Here is a 16,993-nt window from a genome sequence, read left to right on the forward strand (position 1 = left end):
TTCGGAACGATGGATGTACAGGTAGTATCAACAGCAGGCAAGGAATTGCGCACCCTGAGTGTCTCGGAACGGGTTTTTTCCCGGGATGTGAGCGATGGTGCGATTTATCACGCAATTCGCAATGAGCTTGCCAACAAGCGAGTGGGGACGGCTTCCACAAAGACGCGGGGGTTCGTGAACTTTGGTGGGCGAAAGCCCTGGCGCCAGAAGGGGACCGGTCGGGCCCGTGCTGGTAGTCGCCGTTCTCCGGTATGGGTCGGTGGAGGAACCGTGTTTGGTCCGCTCCCCCGGGATTACAGTTACCGCCTTCCTAAAAAGATGAAGCGGGCTGCGATGATGTCTATTCTTTCTCAGCAGATGCAGAACGGAAACCTTCTGGTTGTTGAGGATTTTTCGGTTGAGTCGGGCAAGACGAAGGATATGGCGGCGTTGCTGCGGAACCTGACCGATGCCCAGCGGGTTGTTCTGGTGACAGCCTCGGACGATCCCATGGTGAAGCGGTCTGCCCGCAATATCCCCTGGCTTCGTTTTCTCTCCTGGAACCGGCTTCGTGCGCACGATCTCTTTTATGCGCACAAGGTGGTTATGATGGAGTCGGCTGCGACTGCCTTGGGTGACTTTTATGCTACCCCCGGGGAGGAACAGGTATGAATCCGGAACAGATTATTTTAGAGCCTATTCTTACCGAAAAAACCAACGGTATGCGCGAGGATGGCGTTTATGCCTTTCGTGTAGCCCAGCGGGCTAACAAGGTTCAGGTGAAAGGGGCTGTTTCGGCCTTGTTTGGTGTGCACGCCCAGGAGTGTCGCATCATCAATGTGAAGGGCAAGCCCAAGCGCACCCGGTCTGCCAAGGGTCGGACCTCGTCCTGGAAAAAGGCCGTGGTTACCCTTGCAAAGGGCGAGCGCATCTCTATTTTTGAAGGCGCTTAAGAGAGGTTATTGATGGCAATTAAAACCTATAAGCCGATTACGCCCGGCTTGCGGTTCAAGACAGCGTTGAAAAATGACAGTGTCACCGAGGGGAAAGCCCCCGAAAAGGCTCTGACGAAGGGAACTTCCTTCAAGGCCGGTCGTGACACGAAAGGGCGTATCAGCGTTCGTCGAAAGGGTGGGCGGCACAAGCGTCGCTACAGGGAGATCGACTTTAAACGGGACAAGATGAATATCCCGGCGGTCGTGAAAGCGATTGAGTACGATCCAAACCGAAGCGCGAATATCGCCTTGCTCTGTTACGCCGATGGCGAGAAGCGGTATATCCTTGCTCCTCGCGGGTTGCAGCAGGGACAGACGGTGGTGAGTGGTCAGAAAGTTGCTCCCGAAGTGGGTAACTGCATGGCTCTTGAGAACATCCCNCTGGGTACGGTGGTTCATAACGTCGAATTGCAGCTGGGGAAGGGTGGTCAGCTCGCTCGTTCTGCGGGGACCTCCGCAACGATCGCTGCTGCTGACGGCGACTACGTGACGGTGAAGCTCCCCTCGGGAGAGATGAGGATGATCTTTCGCCGTTGCCGGGCCACGGTGGGNTCTGTCGGAAACGAGGATCACATGAACGTGACCCTCGGTAAGGCGGGTCGGGCCCGCTGGCTGGGTCGCCGGCCAAAGGTTCGTGGTGTTGTGATGAACCCGGTCGATCACCCCCATGGTGGTGGTGAGGGTCGGACCAGCGGTGGACGCCATCCGGTGAGTCCGTGGGGTGTGCCTACCAAGGGGTACAAGACACGGAAGAAGCGGAAGACTTCCGGCAATTTTATCGTGAAGAAGCGTAAGTAGGAGTAGGGTGTGTCGCGTTCAATAAAAAAGGGACCGTTTATAGAAAAGAGTCTCTACCGGCGGGTTCTGGACATGAACAAGGCTGATCAGAAAAAAATGATCAAGACCTATTCGCGAACGTCCACGATCATTCCCGAGATGGTGGGGCTTACCATATCTGTGTACAACGGCAAGGCGTGGGTGCCGGTTTATGTGACGGAGAACCTCGTCGGGCATAAGCTCGGGGAGTTCTCTCCTACCCGGTTGTTTCGGGGGCATGCCGGATCCGATAAGAAAGCCGGAAGACGGTAGAGGACGGTACGATGGGATACAAGGCAGTAGCCAAGTACGTTCGGATATCACCTTTTAAGGCGCGGGTCGTTGCTGATCTCGTGCGAAGAAAGCCGTATCCGGAGGCAATCGCGATTTTGAATAACCTCCCCAACAAGGGGGCCGGGCTTATTCGTAAAGTTATTCAGTCTGCGGCAGCGAATGCCCTGAGTAACAATCGCAGTATGGATGAGGGAATGTTGTACGTCAGTGAGCTGTACATTGACGAAGGGCCCCGCATGAAGCGTCTTTGGGTTCGCGGACGCGGACGGGCTGATATGTTGCTCAAGCGGATGAGTCATATCACGGCAGTTGTAGACCGCATAGACCAGGTGGGAGAGTAACGTGGGACAGAAAGTCAATCCGTATGGCATGCGCCTCGGGATAAACAAGACCTGGCGCTCTAAGTGGTATGTAGACCCCCGGGAATACGCGGATACGCTCCATGAAGACCTTCATTTGCGGAAGGTGCTGAATAACGCTCCCGAGACCAAGGGTGCCGACATCGCTGAGGTCGAGATTATTCGTCATCCCCAGCGGATAACCCTGGTTATTCATACCTCCCGTCCCGGAGTAATTATCGGAACCAAGGGCTCCAACATCGAGAAGATCGGCACGCGCCTGCAGAAAATTGCAGGCAAGAAGATCCAGATCAAGATCAAGGAGATCAAGCGGCCCGAGACCCATGCCCAGGTTGTGGCGCTGAACATCGCCCGCCAGCTCAAGTCCCGGGGTTCCTTCCGGCGGACGCTGAAAATGGCGGTGAACAACGCCATGAAGGGTGGCATCCAGGGTGTGAAGGTTCATATCTCTGGTCGTCTGGGTGGTGCCGAGATGTCCAGGAGCGAGCAGCAGAAAGCGGGGCGGGTGCCTCTTCATACGCTGCGGGCCAATATTGACTACGGCTTTGCCGAGGCGCTGACCACCTTCGGGACAATCGGCGTGAAGGTCTGGATGTTCCACGGTGAGGTGCTTTCCGCCGAGACCAAACAGGACGCCGGAGCGGTGGTCCGGAAGAACCGGCGCGAGCGAAGTGGCGCGAGGAGTAGTGTATAATGCTGAGTCCAAAACGAGTAAGGTTCAGGAAGCGCCAGCGGCGCGTGAACCGTGACCTGCGCGGGCAGGCCACCCGGGGGAACTCGGTCTCCTTCGGGGACTACGGTCTGGTTGCGCTCGAAGGGCAATGGCTGACAAACCGGCAGATCGAGGCGGCTCGTATCGCCATGACCCGGAAGATAAAGCGAGGCGGAAAGGTGTGGATCCGGATTTTTCCCGATGTGCCCTACACAAAGAAGCCCGCTGAAACCCGGATGGGTAAGGGTAAGGGAAGTCCCGAGCGGTGGGTCGCGTCGGTGAAGTCCGGAACGGTTTTGTTCGAGCTTGCAGGGGTCGGTCACGAACTCGCTGAAGAGGCGATGACCCTTGCAGCGAGCAAGCTGCCGATCAAGACACGATTTGTGGCACGGAGAGGTGTGGAGTAATATGCGTAATTCCTTTCACGATCTGACCTTTGAAGAGCTTGTTGCCAAGCGGGAGGAACTCCGTCGCAAATACCTTGATGTGCGGATGAGCCACGTGGTTGGTCATGTGGAAAATCCACTGGAAAAGCGAACGTTGCGACGGCAGGTGGCCCGATTGAATACGCTGATCTACAACCACCCTGACGTGCAAGTTAACGAGGGAGAGTAGGCTGAATGGCAGTCCAGGTGATCAAGACAGAGGGCAGAAAGACTGCCCAGGGCCGTGTAGTAAGCAACAAGATGGATAAGACGATTGTAATTCGTGTCGAGGGTCGGCAGGTCCATCCCTTGTACAAGAAGTACGTCTCCTTTTCCAAGAAAGTAAAGGCTCATGACGAGTCCAACGAGGCAAATGTAGGGGATCTGGTTCGCATTGTCGAATCCCGCCCCATCAGCCGTGACAAGCGGTGGCGCCTCGTAGAAATCGTTGAGCGGGCACGTTAAAGGCGGTGATTGTATGATTCAGATGCAAACATATTTGAACGTGGCCGACAACAGCGGTGCGAAAACCGTCCAGTGTATCAAGATACTCGGGGGAAGCAAGCGAAAGTACGCTTCGGTCGGCGACATTATTGTGGTGGCTGTGAAGGACGCTTTGCCGAACGCACCGATCAAGAAGGGCTCTGTCGAGCAGGCTGTTATCGTCCGGACGTCGAAGGAGTTTCGCCGGAAGGATGGAACCTACATTCGTTTTGACGACAATGCCTGCGTGATCATCGACAAGGTCCAGAATCCCAAGGGAAAGAGAATCTTCGGTCCCGTTGCGCGGGAATTGCGCGACGCGAATCACATGAAGATCGTCTCGCTTGCTCCCGAGGTTTTGTAGGAGCGTTGTATGAAGACGAAGTTGAAGAAAGACGACACGGTGATGGTTGTCGCCGGAAAAGACAAAGGGAAGACCGGGAAGATCCTGAAGATCGACCGGGCAAAAAACCGGGTTCTCGTCGAGGGTGTCAATCTGGTCAAGAAGGCGCAGAAGAAGCGTAGCCAGGAAGACGCCGGCGGAATCATAGAGCGCGAGGCTTCCATCGATATCTCGAACGTCATGTTCCTTGAGAAAGATGGAAAACCTTCCCGCCTGGGATATCGCGTTGAGGGCGATGCCAAGGTCCGGTTTTCTCGAAGAACGGGAGAAACGATCTGATGGCAGCACAAATTCCAGCGATGCGGAAGCTCTACAACGAGAAGATTCAGCCCGAGCTTCAGAAAGAGTTCGGGTACACCTCGGTAATGCAGGTGCCCAGAATCGAGAAGATCGTTTTGAGCATGGGTGTGGGTGAGGCGATCCAGAACAAGAAAGCTCTGGAAAACTCCCAGAACGAGTTGACCCTGATCGCCGGTCAGAAGGCTGTTCGAACGAAAGCAAAGAAGTCCATCGCGAACTTCAAGCTTCGTGACGGCATGGAGATTGGCACCAAGGTGACGCTTCGCAGTGACCGGATGTGGGAGTTTCTCGATCGTCTTGTGAACATCGCCCTTCCCCGGGTGAAAGACTTTCGCGGGATCAACCCCAACGGGTTCGATGGCCACGGGAATTATTCCCTGGGCATCACGGAGCATATTATTTTCCCGGAGATCGACTATGACAAGATCGATCAGATTACGGGGTTGAATGTCGTCGTGGTAACTACCGCGAAGACCGATCAGGAAGCGCACGCGCTTCTTTCAAAATTGAACTTGCCATTCCGGAAGTAGGAAGAGGGGGCTCGATGGCTAAGAAGTCACAGATAATCAAGGCGCAGCGAAAACCGAAATATTCGACACGACGTGTGAATCGGTGTCGCGTATGCGGACGGCCTCGCGGCTATCTTCGCAAGTTTGAAATGTGTCGTGTGTGTTTCCGGAAGTTGGCAAGCGAAGGGTTGATCCCTGGTGTTACCAAGTCGAGCTGGTAGGAGAGAGTAATGAGTGTTTCTGATCCCGTAGCCGACATGCTGACCAAGATTCGGAACGCCAGTATGGCGCGCTTCGAGAAGGTGGATGTTGCACCTTCCAAGCTGAAACTTGAGATCATCAAGATTCTGAAGAACGAAGGCTACATTAAAAACTTCAAGCGAGTGGCTCAGGACGACCGCGATACGATTCGTGTCTTCCTGAAGTATGACGACAAGCAGCAGCCGATCATTCACGGCATCAAGAAGATCTCGACCCCCGGACGACGGGTGTACACGGGATACAAGAAGATGCCCCGAATACTGAATGGCTATGGAACACTGATCGTTTCAACCTCCGCCGGTGTCACCACCGGACGCAAGGCTGCGGAAAAGCGTGTCGGCGGCGAGCTGATCTGCTCGATTTGGTAAGGGAGCGTAGCAATGTCTCGAATAGGACGTTTGCCGATCGACGTGCCAAAGGGCGTGACGGTCACCGTGAACGATATGAATGTTACCGTAAAGGGTCCCAAGGGTGAGCTCTCGCAGCTTCTGCGCCCCGAGGTCTCCCTGGAGGTCCAGGATGACACCGTGGTGGTGAGCCGGAAGAACGACTCCAAGAAGGCCAAGGGCTTTCACGGACTCTATCGCCAGCTCGTTGCCAATATGGTTGTGGGGGTCTCCCAGGGTTTCAGCCGGACCCTCCTCATAAACGGGGTGGGCTACCGAGCCGAAGTGAAGGGCTCTTCTGTCCTTCTGAACCTCGGCTACAGCAACCCCATCGAGTATATGGTCCCCGAGGGGATCACCATAACCGGTGAGGGCGCGAACAAGCTCGTCGTTCAGGGGATTGATAAGCAGCTGGTCGGCAAGACCGCCTCGGAGATTCGGAAAGTACGGCCCCCGGAACCCTACAAGGGCAAGGGTGTGAAGTACGAGGATGAATACGTGCGGCGCAAAGTCGGAAAGTCCGGTATAAAGTAGGCAGGTGAATCGATATGAAGCGAATAATTGAGAAGAACCGCCGCCGGGTCAAGCGAAAGACCAGAATACGGGGGCGCATCAAGGGAACGGCCGATCGTCCGCGCCTGACGGTGTTCCGGTCAAACCGGAATCTCTACGCCCAGGTTATCGACGATGCTTCGGGCCACACCCTGGCCTCGGTTTCCTCAGTTTCGGGAGAGTTCAAGAGCATGGCTCCCCGCAAGGAAGATGCTGAAAAGCTGGGTGAGGCTCTGGGCAAGGACCTCGTGGCGAAAAATATTTCCGAGGTTGTCTTTGACAGGAACGGGTACCTGTATCACGGCGTGGTAAAAGCGCTGGCCGACGGGACCCGTAAAGCGGGCGTCAAGTTTTAGGGGGTTGTTCCGTGGATCATGGAATGGAAAAAGAGTTTGCCGAAAAGCTCATCAAGCTGAATCGTGTAGCGAAGGTAGTAAAGGGCGGTCGCCGCTTTTCCTTCTCTGCTCTGGTTGTGGTGGGCGATAAAAACGGCCGGGTCGGGTACGGTTACGGAAAAGCCAACGATGTCTCCGAGGCGATCCGTAAGGGTGTCGATCGGGCAAAGCGCAGTATGATCGAGATTCCGCGGCAGAAGTTCAGCATACCCCACGAGGTAAACGGACGGTTCAAGAGCGCCAAAGTGCTCCTGAAGCCGGCCGCTCCCGGTACGGGAATTATCGCCGGTGGTCCTGTGCGCGCTGTCCTCGAAGTAGGCGGTGTCCACGATGTGCTGAGCAAATCCATGGGAAGCCAGAACGCGATCAACATCGTAAAAGCTGTTTTTGCCGGTCTGGAAGATATCATGAACGCTCGTGAGATCGCGCGGAACCGCGGCAAGGGGCTTAAGGAGATGTGGGGGTAAGCCATGAAAGTGCGAATTACGCTCGTTCGAAGTCCCATCGGCCGGAAACCGGCCCAGCGCCGGACTGTGGAGGCCCTGGGTCTGCGCAAAATCCGGCAGAGTGTGGAGAAAGAGTTGAATCCTCCCCTCCAGGGGATGATCAACAGGGTTTCCCATCTCGTGGAAGTTGAGGAATTGAAATGAATATGATTCGAGTGCCTGCAGGTGCAGTGCGTAACCGGAAACGCCTCGGTCGGGGTATCGGGTCCGGCCTGGGCAAGACCTCCGGAAAAGGGCATAACGGTCAGAACGCCCGTTCCGGGGGTGGTGTGCGGCCCGGCTTCGANGGTGGCCAGATGCCCCTCTACCGGCGGATCGCCCGACGGGGCTTCTCCAACTATCGCTTCAAGGTAGAGTACTATCCGCTCAATCTCGACGTTTTGTGTCAGGCCTTTGAGACGGGTTCGACGGTCTCTCTGGAGGTCCTGAAGGAGCGGCGCATGGTGGGGAAGAACGTGAAATACGTGAAGATCCTCGCTCGTGGGGAGTGTTCCCACCCGCTTACCGTTCAGGGGCTGGCCGTCTCTGCCGGAGCAAAGGCAAAGATCGAGGCTGCNGGCGGATCGGTTGTCGAAGCGGTGTGCGATACCGGCTCGGAAGGGTAAACTGAATGGCTTCGAATCCGATCGCTGATATTTTTCGAATCCGGGACCTGCGCGAAAGGGTTCTGTTTACTCTGGCCATGCTGGCGATCTACCGCCTTGGTGCGACGATCCCGATTCCCGGGATCAACATCAACGCGCTTCGCCTGTACTTTATGACTCAGGCCGGCTCGGGAGTTTCTGTAACAGACTACCTGGACTTCTTCGCTGGAGGGGCTTTCTCCCGCTTCAGCATTTTCATGCTCGGTATCATGCCGTACATCTCGATGTCGATCATCATGCAGCTTTTGTTGCTGGTGTTCCCGTCGCTGAAGAAAATATCCGAAGAAGAGGGCGGTCGGAAGAAGATTCAGAACTATACCCGCTACGGAACGGTGGGAGTGGCCCTGATCCAGTCCTTTGCCGTGACGGTCTACGCCGACAGTATCCCCGATGCGATTACCATATCCCGGGGACTCTACACCTTTGTCTCCATCCTCTCGGTCACCTCGGGAACGCTCTTCCTGATGTGGGTGGGGGAGCAGATCAACCAGCGCGGTATCGGAAACGGTATCTCGCTNCTGATCTTCGCCGGAATCGTGGCGCGGATGCCCAACGCCTTCTGGATTCTTATTCAGAGCGTTCGCAGCGGTGATCTGAACCCGGTCTTCCTCCTGGCGGTTCTGGGGATGTTCGTGGGTGTGGTGGCTCTCGTGGTATACGAGCAGCGGGGGCAGCGGAAGATTCCCGTGCACTACGCCAAGAGGGTGGTGGGACGAAGGATGTACGGTGCGCAAAACACCTACGTGCCCTTCAAGATCAATCCCTCGGGAGTAATCCCGGTGATCTTTGCCTCCAGTATTCTGACCTTTCCCCTCCAGGTTGCCCAGGGGTTCGGACCGGAAGTGCGCTGGTTGCAGAGGGTTGCCTTCTGGATGAGGCCCGACGGAAACCTCTACCTCTTCATTTACACCGTCTTGATCGTGTTCTTCGCCTACTTTTATACGCAGGTGACGCTCAACCCGATTGAGATTTCCAAGAATATCCGCGAAAATGGCGGGTCGATACCGGGAATCCGCAGCGAGAAGATGGAGGAATACTTCACGAGGGTATTGAACAGGATCATCCTCCCTGGAGCGATCTTCCTGGCCTTTATCGCGGTGATTCCCAGTCTGGTTCAGAGGTGGTTCAACTTTCCCATGGAAGTCGCGTTTCTGATGGGGGGTACGTCTCTCCTGATCATGGTGGGAGTAGACCTCGACCTGATGTCGCAGATAGAGGGGCATCTCCGGATGCATCATCATGAAGGGCTGACCAAGCGCGGTCGGATTAAGTCAAGACGCAGTTTGTAGTCGAAGGATGGTTTGATGAAAGTTCGTGTCAGTGTAAAACCAATTTGTGCCGGGTGTAAGGTTATCCGACGGCGAGGTGTCGTTCGCGTAATTTGCAGCAATCCAAAGCACAAGCAGCGGCAGAAGGGGTAAGGGATGGCTCGTATAGCAGGAATCGATCTTCCCAACAAGCACGTCGACATCGCGTTGACGTATATATACGGGATCGGCCGTTCTTCGGCTATCAAGATTTGCAACACCGCAAGTATTGATACCGAGCGGCGCATTAACGATCTCTCGGCGGAAGAATTGAACACGCTTCGGCAAATTATAGAGAACGATTATACCGTGGAGGGCCGTTTACGGACTCTGGTCTCGCTCAATATCAAGCGGCTTATGGACATCGGCTCCTACCGGGGACTCCGTCACCGGAAGGGATTGCCTGTCCGGGGGCAGCGGACGCGTACAAACGCCCGTACCCGTAAGGGTAAGCGGAAGACCGTTGCAGGCAAGAAGAAATAGGGAGGCGAGAGAACTTTGGCCAAGATCGTAAAGAAAAAGAAAGAGAAGAAATCTCTCTACGAGGGACGTGTGGTCATTCAGGCCACATTCAATAACACCATTGTGACTATCTCCGACATGAACGGCAACGTCGTGTCCTGGAGCAGTGCAGGATCCCTGGGGTTTCGGGGTGCAAAAAAGTCTACTCCCTTCGCGGCGCAGACCACGGCCGAGACGGCAGCCCAGAAAGCCCTCCAGTACGGCTTGCAGGAGGTCCACGTCTTTGTGAAAGGTCCCGGGATCGGCCGGGAGTCAGCTGTTCGTTCTCTGGGCCAGCTTGGTTTGCGGGTCCGCTCCATTGAGGACATTACGGCGATTCCCCACAATGGATGTCGACCGCGAAAAAGCCGGCGCGTATAATCACGGCTTCTAAAGGAGATTGGAATGGCTCGAAAAGCTCTACTCAAGGGTTTTAAACGGCCCAAAAATATATCGTTTGAACCCAGCGAGTCGACTCCCGATTACGGCACCTTTGTGGCCTATCCTTTCGAAAGAGGATACGGGACGACCGTGGGGAACTCGTTGCGTCGGGTTCTGTTGAGTTCCATTCCGGGTTACGCGATTACGGCTTTCCGGGTGACGATTTACGATGCCGAGGGGAATCAGCGGATGCTCTCAAGCGAGTTCGAGCCGATTCCGGGGGTCATGGAAGACACGCCCGATATCGTGAACAAGCTGAAGCGTCTCCAGGTTGCTCTGCCCGAGTCGATGGATCAGAAGGTTCTCTTTCTCGAGTTTTCGGGTGCCCAGACGGTGACGGGAGCATCCTTTGCGACCGAGGGAGTGGAAGTCTCCAACGCCGATCTGCCCATCATGACACTCATGGAGGATGCCCGGTTCGATGTGGAGGTCCAGATCGACCTCGGGCGCGGCTATGTGCCCGCCGAGGCGAACGAGGAATACCTGGACGGTGTGGGGACGATCGCCGTGGATGCGATGTTTTCCCCCGTAAAACGGGTAAAGTTTTCCATCGATAATGCCCGGGTGGGACAGCGGAATGATTACGACAAGCTGATCCTCGATGTCTGGACCGACGGGACGATCTCTCCCGTTGACGCTGTCGGAGAGGCAGCGAAGATCGCAAAGGACTATTTCGACGTCTTCATTAACTTCAACGAAGATGAAGTGGGTCGGGACGACGACGAAGACGAGGACATGAAGTTTGTCCGCCAGATCCTGAGCACTCCCGTGGAAGAGCTGGAGCTCTCCGTCCGGGCCAGCAACTGTCTCAAGAACGCCAACATCAACACCCTGGGTGATCTGACGCAGCGTACCGAGGATGAGATTGCAAAAACGCGGAACTTTGGAAAAAAATCTCTTCAGGAGATTAAAGAGAAGTTGGACGAATGGGATCTTGGTTTGGGGATGACCGATTATTCGGCACTGAAAGAGAACCCTATATTCCTCAAAAAGAAGGAAGAGCAGAATGAAGCATAAGATCGGATATAATCGGTTGGGACGAAAGACGGCCCATCGAAAGGCCATGACTCGGAATATGCTCACGTCATTTTTTCGCCACGAGCGGATCAAGACCACCAAAGCCAAGGCTCTGGTGGTGCGGCGCGCGGCTGAAAAGATGATCACCCGCTCCCGGGTGGACAGCGTTCACAACCGGCGAATGATCGCCCGGGATATCAAGGACAAGGCTGTCCTGGCCAAACTCTTTACCGATATCGCCCCCCGCTACCTCGAGCGGCCCGGCGGGTATACCAGAATACTCAAGCTCGGTCCCCGGCACAGCGATGCCGCCGAGATGGTTATTCTTGAGCTGGTAGCCGATGAGGCTGTGAAGAAGGATACGGGGAAAAAGAAACCCTCCAAAAAGGCTGCATCCCCCGTTGCCGCTGAGGCTGCTCCCGAGAAAGCCGAAGCACCCGTAGCGGAAGAGGCTCATGAGGAGATCCAGACCGATTCTCCCGATGCCGAGGCCGAGGCGGGCGAGGAAAAGACCGAGGCGGACTCGGCGGAGTAATACCCGCAGGGCCGCTCCCCCGGAAGAGATCGCACGATCGGGGGGATCGGGCCCGTGGGTCTGAACCGTTCCGGATCGGGGGGGTATTTCCCGAAAATCCGGCTCGTCCATATGGAAGCAGCTCCCCGGGGGCTGCTTTTTTTGTTGCCGCACCCCGGGAAGACTCTCGGGCGGCGAGGCAGCCAAAGGAGTTTTGAATGCGCGACCTCTATCGTCCCCTGCAGGAGGGGATCGTCCGGCTCTCTCTGGAAGACTGGAGACGCCTCTGGCAGGAAGATCGTGCCCGTTGGGCCAGGGAGTTGAGGGATCGACCCGCACGGTACGATAAAGCCCTCTGGTCCAGAGCGTTTCGGACCTGGTGGAACGAAATTCCCCCCGATTCACCCGGATTGCCGCTTCAGGGTGTGCCTGTGGCCGTGAAAGACCTCTTCGACGTGGCTGGCGAGGTGACGGGGTGCAGCTCCCGGGTTCTGCTGGAGGCCCTGTCGCCGGAACCGGCCTCCTGCGACGCACCCCTGGTGGGACGGTTCCGGGAGCGGGGAGCCTTTCTGGCGGGCCGCACCCAGATGAACGAGTTCGCCTACGGTCTGGACGGCAGAAACGCCTCCTTCGGGGATTGCCCCCATCCGCTGGACAACGGGCTGATTCCCGGAGGGTCATCGAGCGGTTCGGCCTGGGCCGTGGCCGCCGGAATCGTTCCTGTGGCGCTGGGCAGCGATACGGGGGGCTCCATCAGGGTTCCCGCCGCGCTATGTGGCCTGTGGGGGTTCCGGCAGGGCTGGGACAGGGATGAGCTGCAGGGTGTGTTTCCCCTGGCTCGGTCCTTTGATACGGTGGGCTGGTTTTGCGCGACCCCCCGGGACATGAAGTTTCTTCTGGAAGAGCTCTGCCTTCGGAACGATCCCCCCTCGGGTGATGCTGCCGGTGATTCCTCCGGAACGGCAAGATTCTTTTCCTACACTCCCCGGGGAGTGGTCCTGGAGAAGACCGTCCAGCGGGCGTTCGATCTATTGCCGGAGGATCTCTCGGGGGGTGGTTCTGCGGTTGTGGTGGAACCCCTGCCCGATGACCGCCGGGCCCGTCTCGATGCTGTGATGGAACAGGCTCTGGAAGCCTACAATGTGATCTGTTCCCGCGAAGCCTGGCTCCACCACCAGTCCTGGCTGGATGCTCAGGGAGATTATTACGATCCCCTGGTTCGGGCGCTGATCGACCGGGGGCGGCACTGGAGCGAGAACCGGCTTTCCCGGGCTCGGGAAATCGTGGACGAGGCCGCTGGTGTGATCGGGGAAATTACCGCCTCGGGGGATGGGCTTCTGCTCCCCTCGGTGGCCGAGCTCACACCCCTGGCTGCATCGCTGGGACCGGAGTATCGGGAGACGACCCTGCGCCTCAATATGGCAGGTTCGCTTTCCGGCTTCCCCGCCCTGGCGGTTCCCCTCCACACCGGTGGGATCAGGAGTTGCGGCGCTCATCTGATGGTTCCTCCGGGATCGGAAGGCCTCTTCCTGAAGGTTCTGGATGCCCTGGCGGTACCCGAGCGAAAGAGACGGCGGTAGGGGGCCTCTTCAGCGGCGAAGGGAAAACCCGGTCCGTCCAGAGACCGCTTTGAACCTCGGCGGTCTGGAAGGCCCCAGCCAGAAAAAGGTCAGGGGAAAAAAGCTGGTTTTCCCGCCACATCGGGTATACCATTGACCCTCATGATGGCGGCATCCCGTTTTCCCTGGCTCCCTCCCGAGGGAGGCTTCCTGCAACCTCCCCGGTGCATCCCCTGGACCTTCTGTGCGCTCTTCTTTTCGGGATGGGGGATCGTCATGGTGGTCTTCCAGGTCCCTCCCGTTCAGGGAACCCTCGCGCCGGTCTTGCCGTCAGGGTTCTGGCAGGATCTGTTTCTTCTGGGAGTTCTCGCCGGGGGGGTGCTCCTGATTCTTCTGGTGGGATATTCGCCGGTTCTGCTCGGTCTGGGGGTCTTCTTCCTCTGGCTCCAGGCCCTGTATCTGGGGTTTTCCCTCTCTTCGCCCGGTCTCGCGCCGCTCCTGCAACTTCTGGGGACGGCGGTATTGCTCTCCATGCCAAAGAGTACCCAGGTCGGAGGGGCGCTGATGCTGCTGGTGACAGGAACCTTTGTCTATGCTCCCGTTCCGATTGAGGCAACCTATCATTACAGGGTGGGGGGCCTCGGCCTGTCTGGACGGATATTGCAGGCGGGCCCGGCTCTGGCGTTGCACGTTGTGGCACGGCTCTCGGTGAAGAGGGAGCTGACTCTGGAGCGGGAACGGGAAAAGAATCGTCAGCTCGAAAGAACCGTGGGAATTCTCTCCAAGGCAAACGTGGGGTTCCAGCAATACGCCCAGAATCTCGAGGTCCGCTCCCGCGACGAGGAGCGCAAGCGGATAACCCGGGATCTGCACGATACGATCGGGTACATGATCAGTGCGATCACCGTCATGATCGACGCGGCCCTGGGGTTCCTGCCCGACTCCCCCGGAGCGTGCGCCGGGGTTCTGGAAAAAGCCCGTAACCACGTCGACACCACCCATCAGGAGGCCCGCACCGCCCTGCACGCGCTCCATTCCCTGGAGGGCGCCGTTGCCTACGGGGTAAAAAACATCCACGAGATAGCCAGATCCTTTGAGGCTGCCACGGGCGTGAAGGTCTCTGTCTTTTTCAGTAACGCCGCACGGAGCTACGGCGGGGTCATAGATGCCACGTTGTACCGCTTTGTCCAGGAGGCTCTGGTGAACGCCTTTCGCCACGGCAAGGCCCGGAATATCGAGGTCGCGCTCTGGCACCATCCCGGAGAGCTCGAGGTGTATGTTCGGGACGACGGGACTGGCTCGGACTGTCTGGAGGAGGGCATCGGCTTTCTGGGAATGCGGGAACGGCTCTCCCAGGTTCGGGGGCACCTCACTTACGAGACCCTGAAGAGCGGTTTTCGCGTGGCTGCCCGCATTCCCCTGGAAATGCAGCCCGCCCTGGCCGGGCCCGAAGAGACGATCTCCCAGGGGAGGGCGCAATGAAGATCCGTGTGATGCTCGTTGACGATCAGGTGCTCTTCGTGGAAAACCTGAAACTGGTTCTGGAAGCCAACGCTCCCGATGTGGTAGTAGCGGGAATAGCTGGAGACGGTCTCGAGGCAGTCCGCAGAGCGAAGGAACTTCGCCCCGACGTGATTCTTATGGATGTGCGCATGCCGAAGCTCGACGGTGTGGGAGCAGCGGGGCGGATTCTCCGGATTCTTCCCCGGACTGCCATTATTATGCTCACCGTTTTTGACGAGGACGACTATGTCCTGGAGGCTCTCGACCAGGGCGCTACGGGGTACCTCCTGAAAAATACCAGGCCCGAGACGCTGATCTCCTCCGTCAGGGCGGCCCACGAGGGGGCTGTCCTGATCTCTCCCTCGGTTGCCCAGAAGCTGATCGCCTCGGGAGGTGGCTCCCGGCAGAGCAATGCCCACTCGCCCGCCCCCTGGGTGCAGGAACTCTCGAGCCGGGAACGGGCGGTTTTGCTGCTCCTGGCCGAACATCGCAGCAACAGCGAGATTGCCCGGGAACTGGGGATTTCCGCCGCCACCATCCGCAACTACGTGAGTGCACTCTACGACAAGATGGGAGCCCATGACCGCTTCCACGCCCTGCGGCTCGCCTCGGAAAACAGGGTTTTTCTGCTTCACCCCGATCAGGACCCGGCGTCGCATTCCTGAGCGGGTGACTTTTGTCATCCCCCAGCGGGAACTGACCGGTTTTTTTGTGACATTCATCACTGTTCACCTCCCCGAAATCACCCCAAGATCAGGAGAAGGGATGGCACCTTCGGGGTGTCTCGCAAAACCAAGGGGGAAATAATGAGAAAAGGCGCGTTCCTGCTCGTTGCTGTGTGTGTTGCCCTGGCCCTGGGTCTCGGGAGTTGCGGGGATCGTGGTTCTGCCCGGAGGGAGGGAGAGCCCGGCTTGGTCAGGCTTACCTTCTATTATCCCGTGGGGGTTGCCGGACCCCTGGCCCGGGTGATGAACACCTACGTGGAGGAGTTCAACGAGCTCCACCCCGACATAGAAGTTGTTCCGGTCTATTCCGGGGATTACGACCCCACCATGCAAAAAGTCCAGACCGCCGTTATGGGTGGGAACCCTCCGGATCTCTTCATCGTGGAGATCTCCGAGTTGCCCACACTTCTTGCGATGAACGGAATCGAGCCCTTGAGCGCCTACGCTTCCCCGGAATATCTGGCTGACTTCTTTCCGGCCTTTCTGGAGAACAGCTACGACGAAGAGGGAGAACTCTGGGGAATTCCCTTCCAGCGCAGCACGCCGGTGTTTTACTGGAACAAGGAGCACTTTGCCGAGGTGGGGCTGGACCCCGAAAGGCCCCCCGAGACGTGGCAGGAGGTTCGGGAGTTTGCGGGAAAACTGAACCGGCCGGGACGCCACGGTGTTACCATCTCCGGAGGATGGGACGATTGGCTCTTCCAGGGCTTTGTCCGCCAGAATGGATCGGAACTGATCAACTACCGGGAACGGCGTGTTACCCTGAACTCTCCCGAAGCGGTGGAAGCGCTTGAGTTCTGGGTGGCCCTCACCCAGGAAGACAAGGTCGCTCCACCCCACAGTACCTGGGCGTCTACCCCTCCCGATTTTGTCGCTGGCCAGACCTCCATGCTTTACCACTCCACGGGGGTGCTCAGCTTTCTGCGGAACTCCGCCCAGTTCGATTTCGGCGTGGCCTTCATGCCGGGAAACGTGAGCTTTGGAGCCGAGGTGGGGGGAGGGAATATCCACATGGGCCGGGGAATCCCCGAGCAAAACCGCCGCGCGGCCTGGAAGTTTATCGAGTTTCTGACCACCCCGGAGCTGGCCGCTCGCTGGAGCCGGGATTCGGGGTACGTGTCGGTGCGGGTCTCCTCCTACGACCTTCCCGATATGAGAGAGTACACCGACCGATATCCCGAGTATCTGGTTGCCCGCAACCAGCTCGACTATGCCTCGGGAAAAATGATGGCTCCCGCCTTTCAGGAGATCCGGGAGTTTCTGAAATCAGCCCTGAACGAGTCCACGGCGGGTAATATGGCCCCCCGGGCAGCCCTGGACAGGGCCCAGCGTCAGGCAGAGAATCTGCTGAGAGAATGGCTTCCCTGAACGGACTACCACAGCACTGACCGTTTAGTTTCCCGGCGT

At 57.5% G+C, this 16,993-nt stretch carries 28 protein-coding genes and 1 pseudogene; all 29 read left to right on the forward strand.

Annotated features, from left to right (window positions below; genetic code table 11):
* Positions 1–9 precede the first annotated feature (9 nt).
* On the forward strand, positions 10–651 hold the full coding sequence (gene rplD / locus B071_RS0114610; protein WP_026245274.1) for a 50S ribosomal protein L4: 642 nt from the start codon (positions 10–12) through the stop codon (positions 649–651).
* Entirely contained in the window at positions 648–932 is a 285-nt protein-coding gene (locus B071_RS0114615; protein ID WP_018527810.1) for a 50S ribosomal protein L23, read from the forward strand. The genes rplD and B071_RS0114615 overlap by 4 nt, the downstream gene beginning before the upstream one ends.
* Positions 933–944: 12 nt before the next feature.
* On the forward strand, positions 945–1,772 hold the full coding sequence (rplB, locus tag B071_RS0114620) for a 50S ribosomal protein L2 (RefSeq protein ID WP_018527811.1): 828 nt from the start codon (positions 945–947) through the stop codon (positions 1,770–1,772).
* A 9-nt stretch (positions 1,773–1,781) separates the two neighbouring features.
* Complete coding sequence (gene rpsS, locus B071_RS0114625) at positions 1,782–2,063, forward strand: 30S ribosomal protein S19 (protein WP_018527812.1); 282 nt, start codon at positions 1,782–1,784, stop codon at positions 2,061–2,063.
* Between the two features lie 11 nt (positions 2,064–2,074).
* On the forward strand, positions 2,075–2,425 hold the full coding sequence (rplV, locus tag B071_RS0114630; protein ID WP_018527813.1) for a 50S ribosomal protein L22: 351 nt from the start codon (positions 2,075–2,077) through the stop codon (positions 2,423–2,425).
* 1 nt (position 2,426) lies between these two features.
* Positions 2,427–3,137 (forward strand): 30S ribosomal protein S3, encoded by a 711-nt coding sequence (rpsC, locus tag B071_RS0114635; RefSeq protein ID WP_018527814.1) that lies wholly within the window; start codon positions 2,427–2,429, stop codon positions 3,135–3,137.
* Entirely contained in the window at positions 3,137–3,562 is a 426-nt protein-coding gene (gene rplP / locus B071_RS0114640; RefSeq protein WP_018527815.1) for a 50S ribosomal protein L16, read from the forward strand. The genes rpsC and rplP overlap by 1 nt, the downstream gene beginning before the upstream one ends.
* 1 nt (position 3,563) lies before the next feature.
* Positions 3,564–3,770: a 50S ribosomal protein L29 gene (rpmC, locus tag B071_RS0114645; RefSeq protein WP_018527816.1), complete on the forward strand. Its 207-nt coding sequence runs from the start codon at positions 3,564–3,566 to the stop codon at positions 3,768–3,770.
* 20 nt (positions 3,771–3,790) lie between these two features.
* The gene (gene rpsQ / locus B071_RS0114650) at positions 3,791–4,045 is read left to right on the forward strand and encodes a 30S ribosomal protein S17 (protein ID WP_281109828.1); all 255 of its coding nucleotides are present in this window, start codon (positions 3,791–3,793) and stop codon (positions 4,043–4,045) included.
* A 13-nt stretch (positions 4,046–4,058) separates the two neighbouring features.
* Positions 4,059–4,427 carry a 50S ribosomal protein L14 gene (gene rplN, locus B071_RS0114655; protein ID WP_018527818.1) on the forward strand — a complete coding sequence of 123 codons (369 nt, stop codon included), beginning with the start codon at positions 4,059–4,061 and terminating at the stop codon, positions 4,425–4,427.
* A gap of 9 nt (positions 4,428–4,436) precedes the next feature.
* Positions 4,437–4,745, forward strand: coding sequence for a 50S ribosomal protein L24 (rplX, locus tag B071_RS0114660; RefSeq protein WP_018527819.1), 309 nt, complete (start codon positions 4,437–4,439; stop codon positions 4,743–4,745).
* Complete coding sequence (gene rplE / locus B071_RS0114665) at positions 4,745–5,296, forward strand: 50S ribosomal protein L5 (RefSeq protein WP_026245275.1); 552 nt, start codon at positions 4,745–4,747, stop codon at positions 5,294–5,296. Before rplX ends, rplE begins: the two co-directional genes overlap by 1 nt.
* 14 nt (positions 5,297–5,310) lie before the next feature.
* Positions 5,311–5,496: a type Z 30S ribosomal protein S14 gene (locus B071_RS19355; protein ID WP_083915037.1), complete on the forward strand. Its 186-nt coding sequence runs from the start codon at positions 5,311–5,313 to the stop codon at positions 5,494–5,496.
* A 9-nt stretch (positions 5,497–5,505) separates the two neighbouring features.
* Positions 5,506–5,904, forward strand: coding sequence for a 30S ribosomal protein S8 (gene rpsH, locus B071_RS0114670; RefSeq protein WP_018527821.1), 399 nt, complete (start codon positions 5,506–5,508; stop codon positions 5,902–5,904).
* A 12-nt stretch (positions 5,905–5,916) separates the two neighbouring features.
* Positions 5,917–6,456, forward strand: coding sequence for a 50S ribosomal protein L6 (gene rplF, locus B071_RS0114675; RefSeq protein ID WP_018527822.1), 540 nt, complete (start codon positions 5,917–5,919; stop codon positions 6,454–6,456).
* A gap of 14 nt (positions 6,457–6,470) precedes the next feature.
* Positions 6,471–6,830, forward strand: coding sequence for a 50S ribosomal protein L18 (gene rplR, locus B071_RS0114680; protein ID WP_018527823.1), 360 nt, complete (start codon positions 6,471–6,473; stop codon positions 6,828–6,830).
* A 23-nt stretch (positions 6,831–6,853) separates the two neighbouring features.
* Entirely contained in the window at positions 6,854–7,336 is a 483-nt protein-coding gene (rpsE, locus tag B071_RS0114685) for a 30S ribosomal protein S5 (protein WP_018527824.1), read from the forward strand.
* 3 nt (positions 7,337–7,339) lie between these two features.
* Positions 7,340–7,519, forward strand: a complete 180-nt coding sequence (gene rpmD / locus B071_RS0114690) for a 50S ribosomal protein L30 (RefSeq protein ID WP_018527825.1) — start codon at positions 7,340–7,342, stop codon at positions 7,517–7,519.
* Between the two features lie 2 nt (positions 7,520–7,521).
* Positions 7,522–7,980 (forward strand): 50S ribosomal protein L15, encoded by a 459-nt coding sequence (gene rplO / locus B071_RS0114695; protein ID WP_498365814.1) that lies wholly within the window; start codon positions 7,522–7,524, stop codon positions 7,978–7,980.
* Positions 7,981–7,985: 5 nt separating this feature from the next.
* A complete protein-coding gene (gene secY / locus B071_RS0114700) occupies positions 7,986–9,308 on the forward strand; it encodes a preprotein translocase subunit SecY (protein ID WP_018527827.1) in 1,323 nt (440 codons plus the stop codon).
* Positions 9,309–9,323: 15 nt separating this feature from the next.
* Positions 9,324–9,440 (forward strand): 50S ribosomal protein L36, encoded by a 117-nt coding sequence (gene rpmJ, locus B071_RS19360; RefSeq protein ID WP_083915039.1) that lies wholly within the window; start codon positions 9,324–9,326, stop codon positions 9,438–9,440.
* 3 nt (positions 9,441–9,443) lie between these two features.
* Positions 9,444–9,809 carry a 30S ribosomal protein S13 gene (gene rpsM, locus B071_RS0114705; RefSeq protein ID WP_018527828.1) on the forward strand — a complete coding sequence of 122 codons (366 nt, stop codon included), beginning with the start codon at positions 9,444–9,446 and terminating at the stop codon, positions 9,807–9,809.
* Between the two features lie 15 nt (positions 9,810–9,824).
* Entirely contained in the window at positions 9,825–10,208 is a 384-nt protein-coding gene (gene rpsK, locus B071_RS0114710) for a 30S ribosomal protein S11 (protein WP_018527829.1), read from the forward strand.
* A 24-nt stretch (positions 10,209–10,232) separates the two neighbouring features.
* Positions 10,233–11,285 (forward strand): DNA-directed RNA polymerase subunit alpha, encoded by a 1,053-nt coding sequence (locus B071_RS0114715; protein WP_018527830.1) that lies wholly within the window; start codon positions 10,233–10,235, stop codon positions 11,283–11,285.
* A pseudogene (gene rplQ, locus B071_RS20690) lies at positions 11,275–11,622 on the forward strand (50S ribosomal protein L17); the annotation flags it as partial. The gene B071_RS0114715 and the pseudogene rplQ, both read left to right, overlap by 11 nt.
* A 395-nt stretch (positions 11,623–12,017) precedes the next feature.
* The gene (locus B071_RS18785) at positions 12,018–13,379 is read left to right on the forward strand and encodes an amidase (RefSeq protein ID WP_018527832.1); all 1,362 of its coding nucleotides are present in this window, start codon (positions 12,018–12,020) and stop codon (positions 13,377–13,379) included.
* A gap of 141 nt (positions 13,380–13,520) precedes the next feature.
* Complete coding sequence (locus B071_RS0114730) at positions 13,521–14,840, forward strand: sensor histidine kinase (protein WP_157703285.1); 1,320 nt, start codon at positions 13,521–13,523, stop codon at positions 14,838–14,840.
* Positions 14,837–15,526: a response regulator transcription factor gene (locus B071_RS17975; protein ID WP_018527834.1), complete on the forward strand. Its 690-nt coding sequence runs from the start codon at positions 14,837–14,839 to the stop codon at positions 15,524–15,526. The genes B071_RS0114730 and B071_RS17975 overlap by 4 nt, the downstream gene beginning before the upstream one ends.
* Positions 15,527–15,667: 141 nt before the next feature.
* A complete protein-coding gene (locus B071_RS0114740; protein WP_026245277.1) occupies positions 15,668–16,954 on the forward strand; it encodes an ABC transporter substrate-binding protein in 1,287 nt (428 codons plus the stop codon).
* Positions 16,955–16,993: the final 39 nt, after the last annotated feature.

Source organism: Alkalispirochaeta alkalica DSM 8900 (genome assembly GCF_000373545.1).
Taxonomy (GTDB): Bacteria; Spirochaetota; Spirochaetia; order DSM-27196; family Alkalispirochaetaceae; genus Alkalispirochaeta; species Alkalispirochaeta alkalica.

Bases quoted from the DNA above. Each gene is read 5' to 3' on its own strand.
- B071_RS18785 (WP_018527832.1), top strand. From the start codon at position 12,018: ATGCGCGACCTCTATCGTCCCCTGCAGGAGGGGATCGTCCGGCTCTCT.
- rpmC (WP_018527816.1), top strand. From the start codon at position 3,564: ATGCGTAATTCCTTTCACGATCTGACCTTTGAAGAGCTTGTTGCCAAG.
- rplP (WP_018527815.1), top strand. From the start codon at position 3,137: ATGCTGAGTCCAAAACGAGTAAGGTTCAGGAAGCGCCAGCGGCGCGTG.
- rplN (WP_018527818.1), top strand. From the start codon at position 4,059: ATGATTCAGATGCAAACATATTTGAACGTGGCCGACAACAGCGGTGCG.
- B071_RS0114740 (WP_026245277.1), top strand. From the start codon at position 15,668: ATGAGAAAAGGCGCGTTCCTGCTCGTTGCTGTGTGTGTTGCCCTGGCC.
- rpmJ (WP_083915039.1), top strand. From the start codon at position 9,324: ATGAAAGTTCGTGTCAGTGTAAAACCAATTTGTGCCGGGTGTAAGGTT.
- rplX (WP_018527819.1), top strand. From the start codon at position 4,437: ATGAAGACGAAGTTGAAGAAAGACGACACGGTGATGGTTGTCGCCGGA.
- rpsH (WP_018527821.1), top strand. From the start codon at position 5,506: ATGAGTGTTTCTGATCCCGTAGCCGACATGCTGACCAAGATTCGGAAC.
- B071_RS0114715 (WP_018527830.1), top strand. From the start codon at position 10,233: ATGGCTCGAAAAGCTCTACTCAAGGGTTTTAAACGGCCCAAAAATATA.
- B071_RS19355 (WP_083915037.1), top strand. From the start codon at position 5,311: ATGGCTAAGAAGTCACAGATAATCAAGGCGCAGCGAAAACCGAAATAT.
- B071_RS17975 (WP_018527834.1), top strand. From the start codon at position 14,837: ATGAAGATCCGTGTGATGCTCGTTGACGATCAGGTGCTCTTCGTGGAA.
- rplD (WP_026245274.1), top strand. From the start codon at position 10: ATGGATGTACAGGTAGTATCAACAGCAGGCAAGGAATTGCGCACCCTG.
- B071_RS0114730 (WP_157703285.1), top strand. From the start codon at position 13,521: ATGATGGCGGCATCCCGTTTTCCCTGGCTCCCTCCCGAGGGAGGCTTC.
- rplE (WP_026245275.1), top strand. From the start codon at position 4,745: ATGGCAGCACAAATTCCAGCGATGCGGAAGCTCTACAACGAGAAGATT.
- rpsE (WP_018527824.1), top strand. From the start codon at position 6,854: ATGGAAAAAGAGTTTGCCGAAAAGCTCATCAAGCTGAATCGTGTAGCG.
- rpsM (WP_018527828.1), top strand. From the start codon at position 9,444: ATGGCTCGTATAGCAGGAATCGATCTTCCCAACAAGCACGTCGACATC.
- rplF (WP_018527822.1), top strand. From the start codon at position 5,917: ATGTCTCGAATAGGACGTTTGCCGATCGACGTGCCAAAGGGCGTGACG.
- rplR (WP_018527823.1), top strand. From the start codon at position 6,471: ATGAAGCGAATAATTGAGAAGAACCGCCGCCGGGTCAAGCGAAAGACC.
- B071_RS0114615 (WP_018527810.1), top strand. From the start codon at position 648: ATGAATCCGGAACAGATTATTTTAGAGCCTATTCTTACCGAAAAAACC.
- rplV (WP_018527813.1), top strand. From the start codon at position 2,075: ATGGGATACAAGGCAGTAGCCAAGTACGTTCGGATATCACCTTTTAAG.
- rpmD (WP_018527825.1), top strand. From the start codon at position 7,340: ATGAAAGTGCGAATTACGCTCGTTCGAAGTCCCATCGGCCGGAAACCG.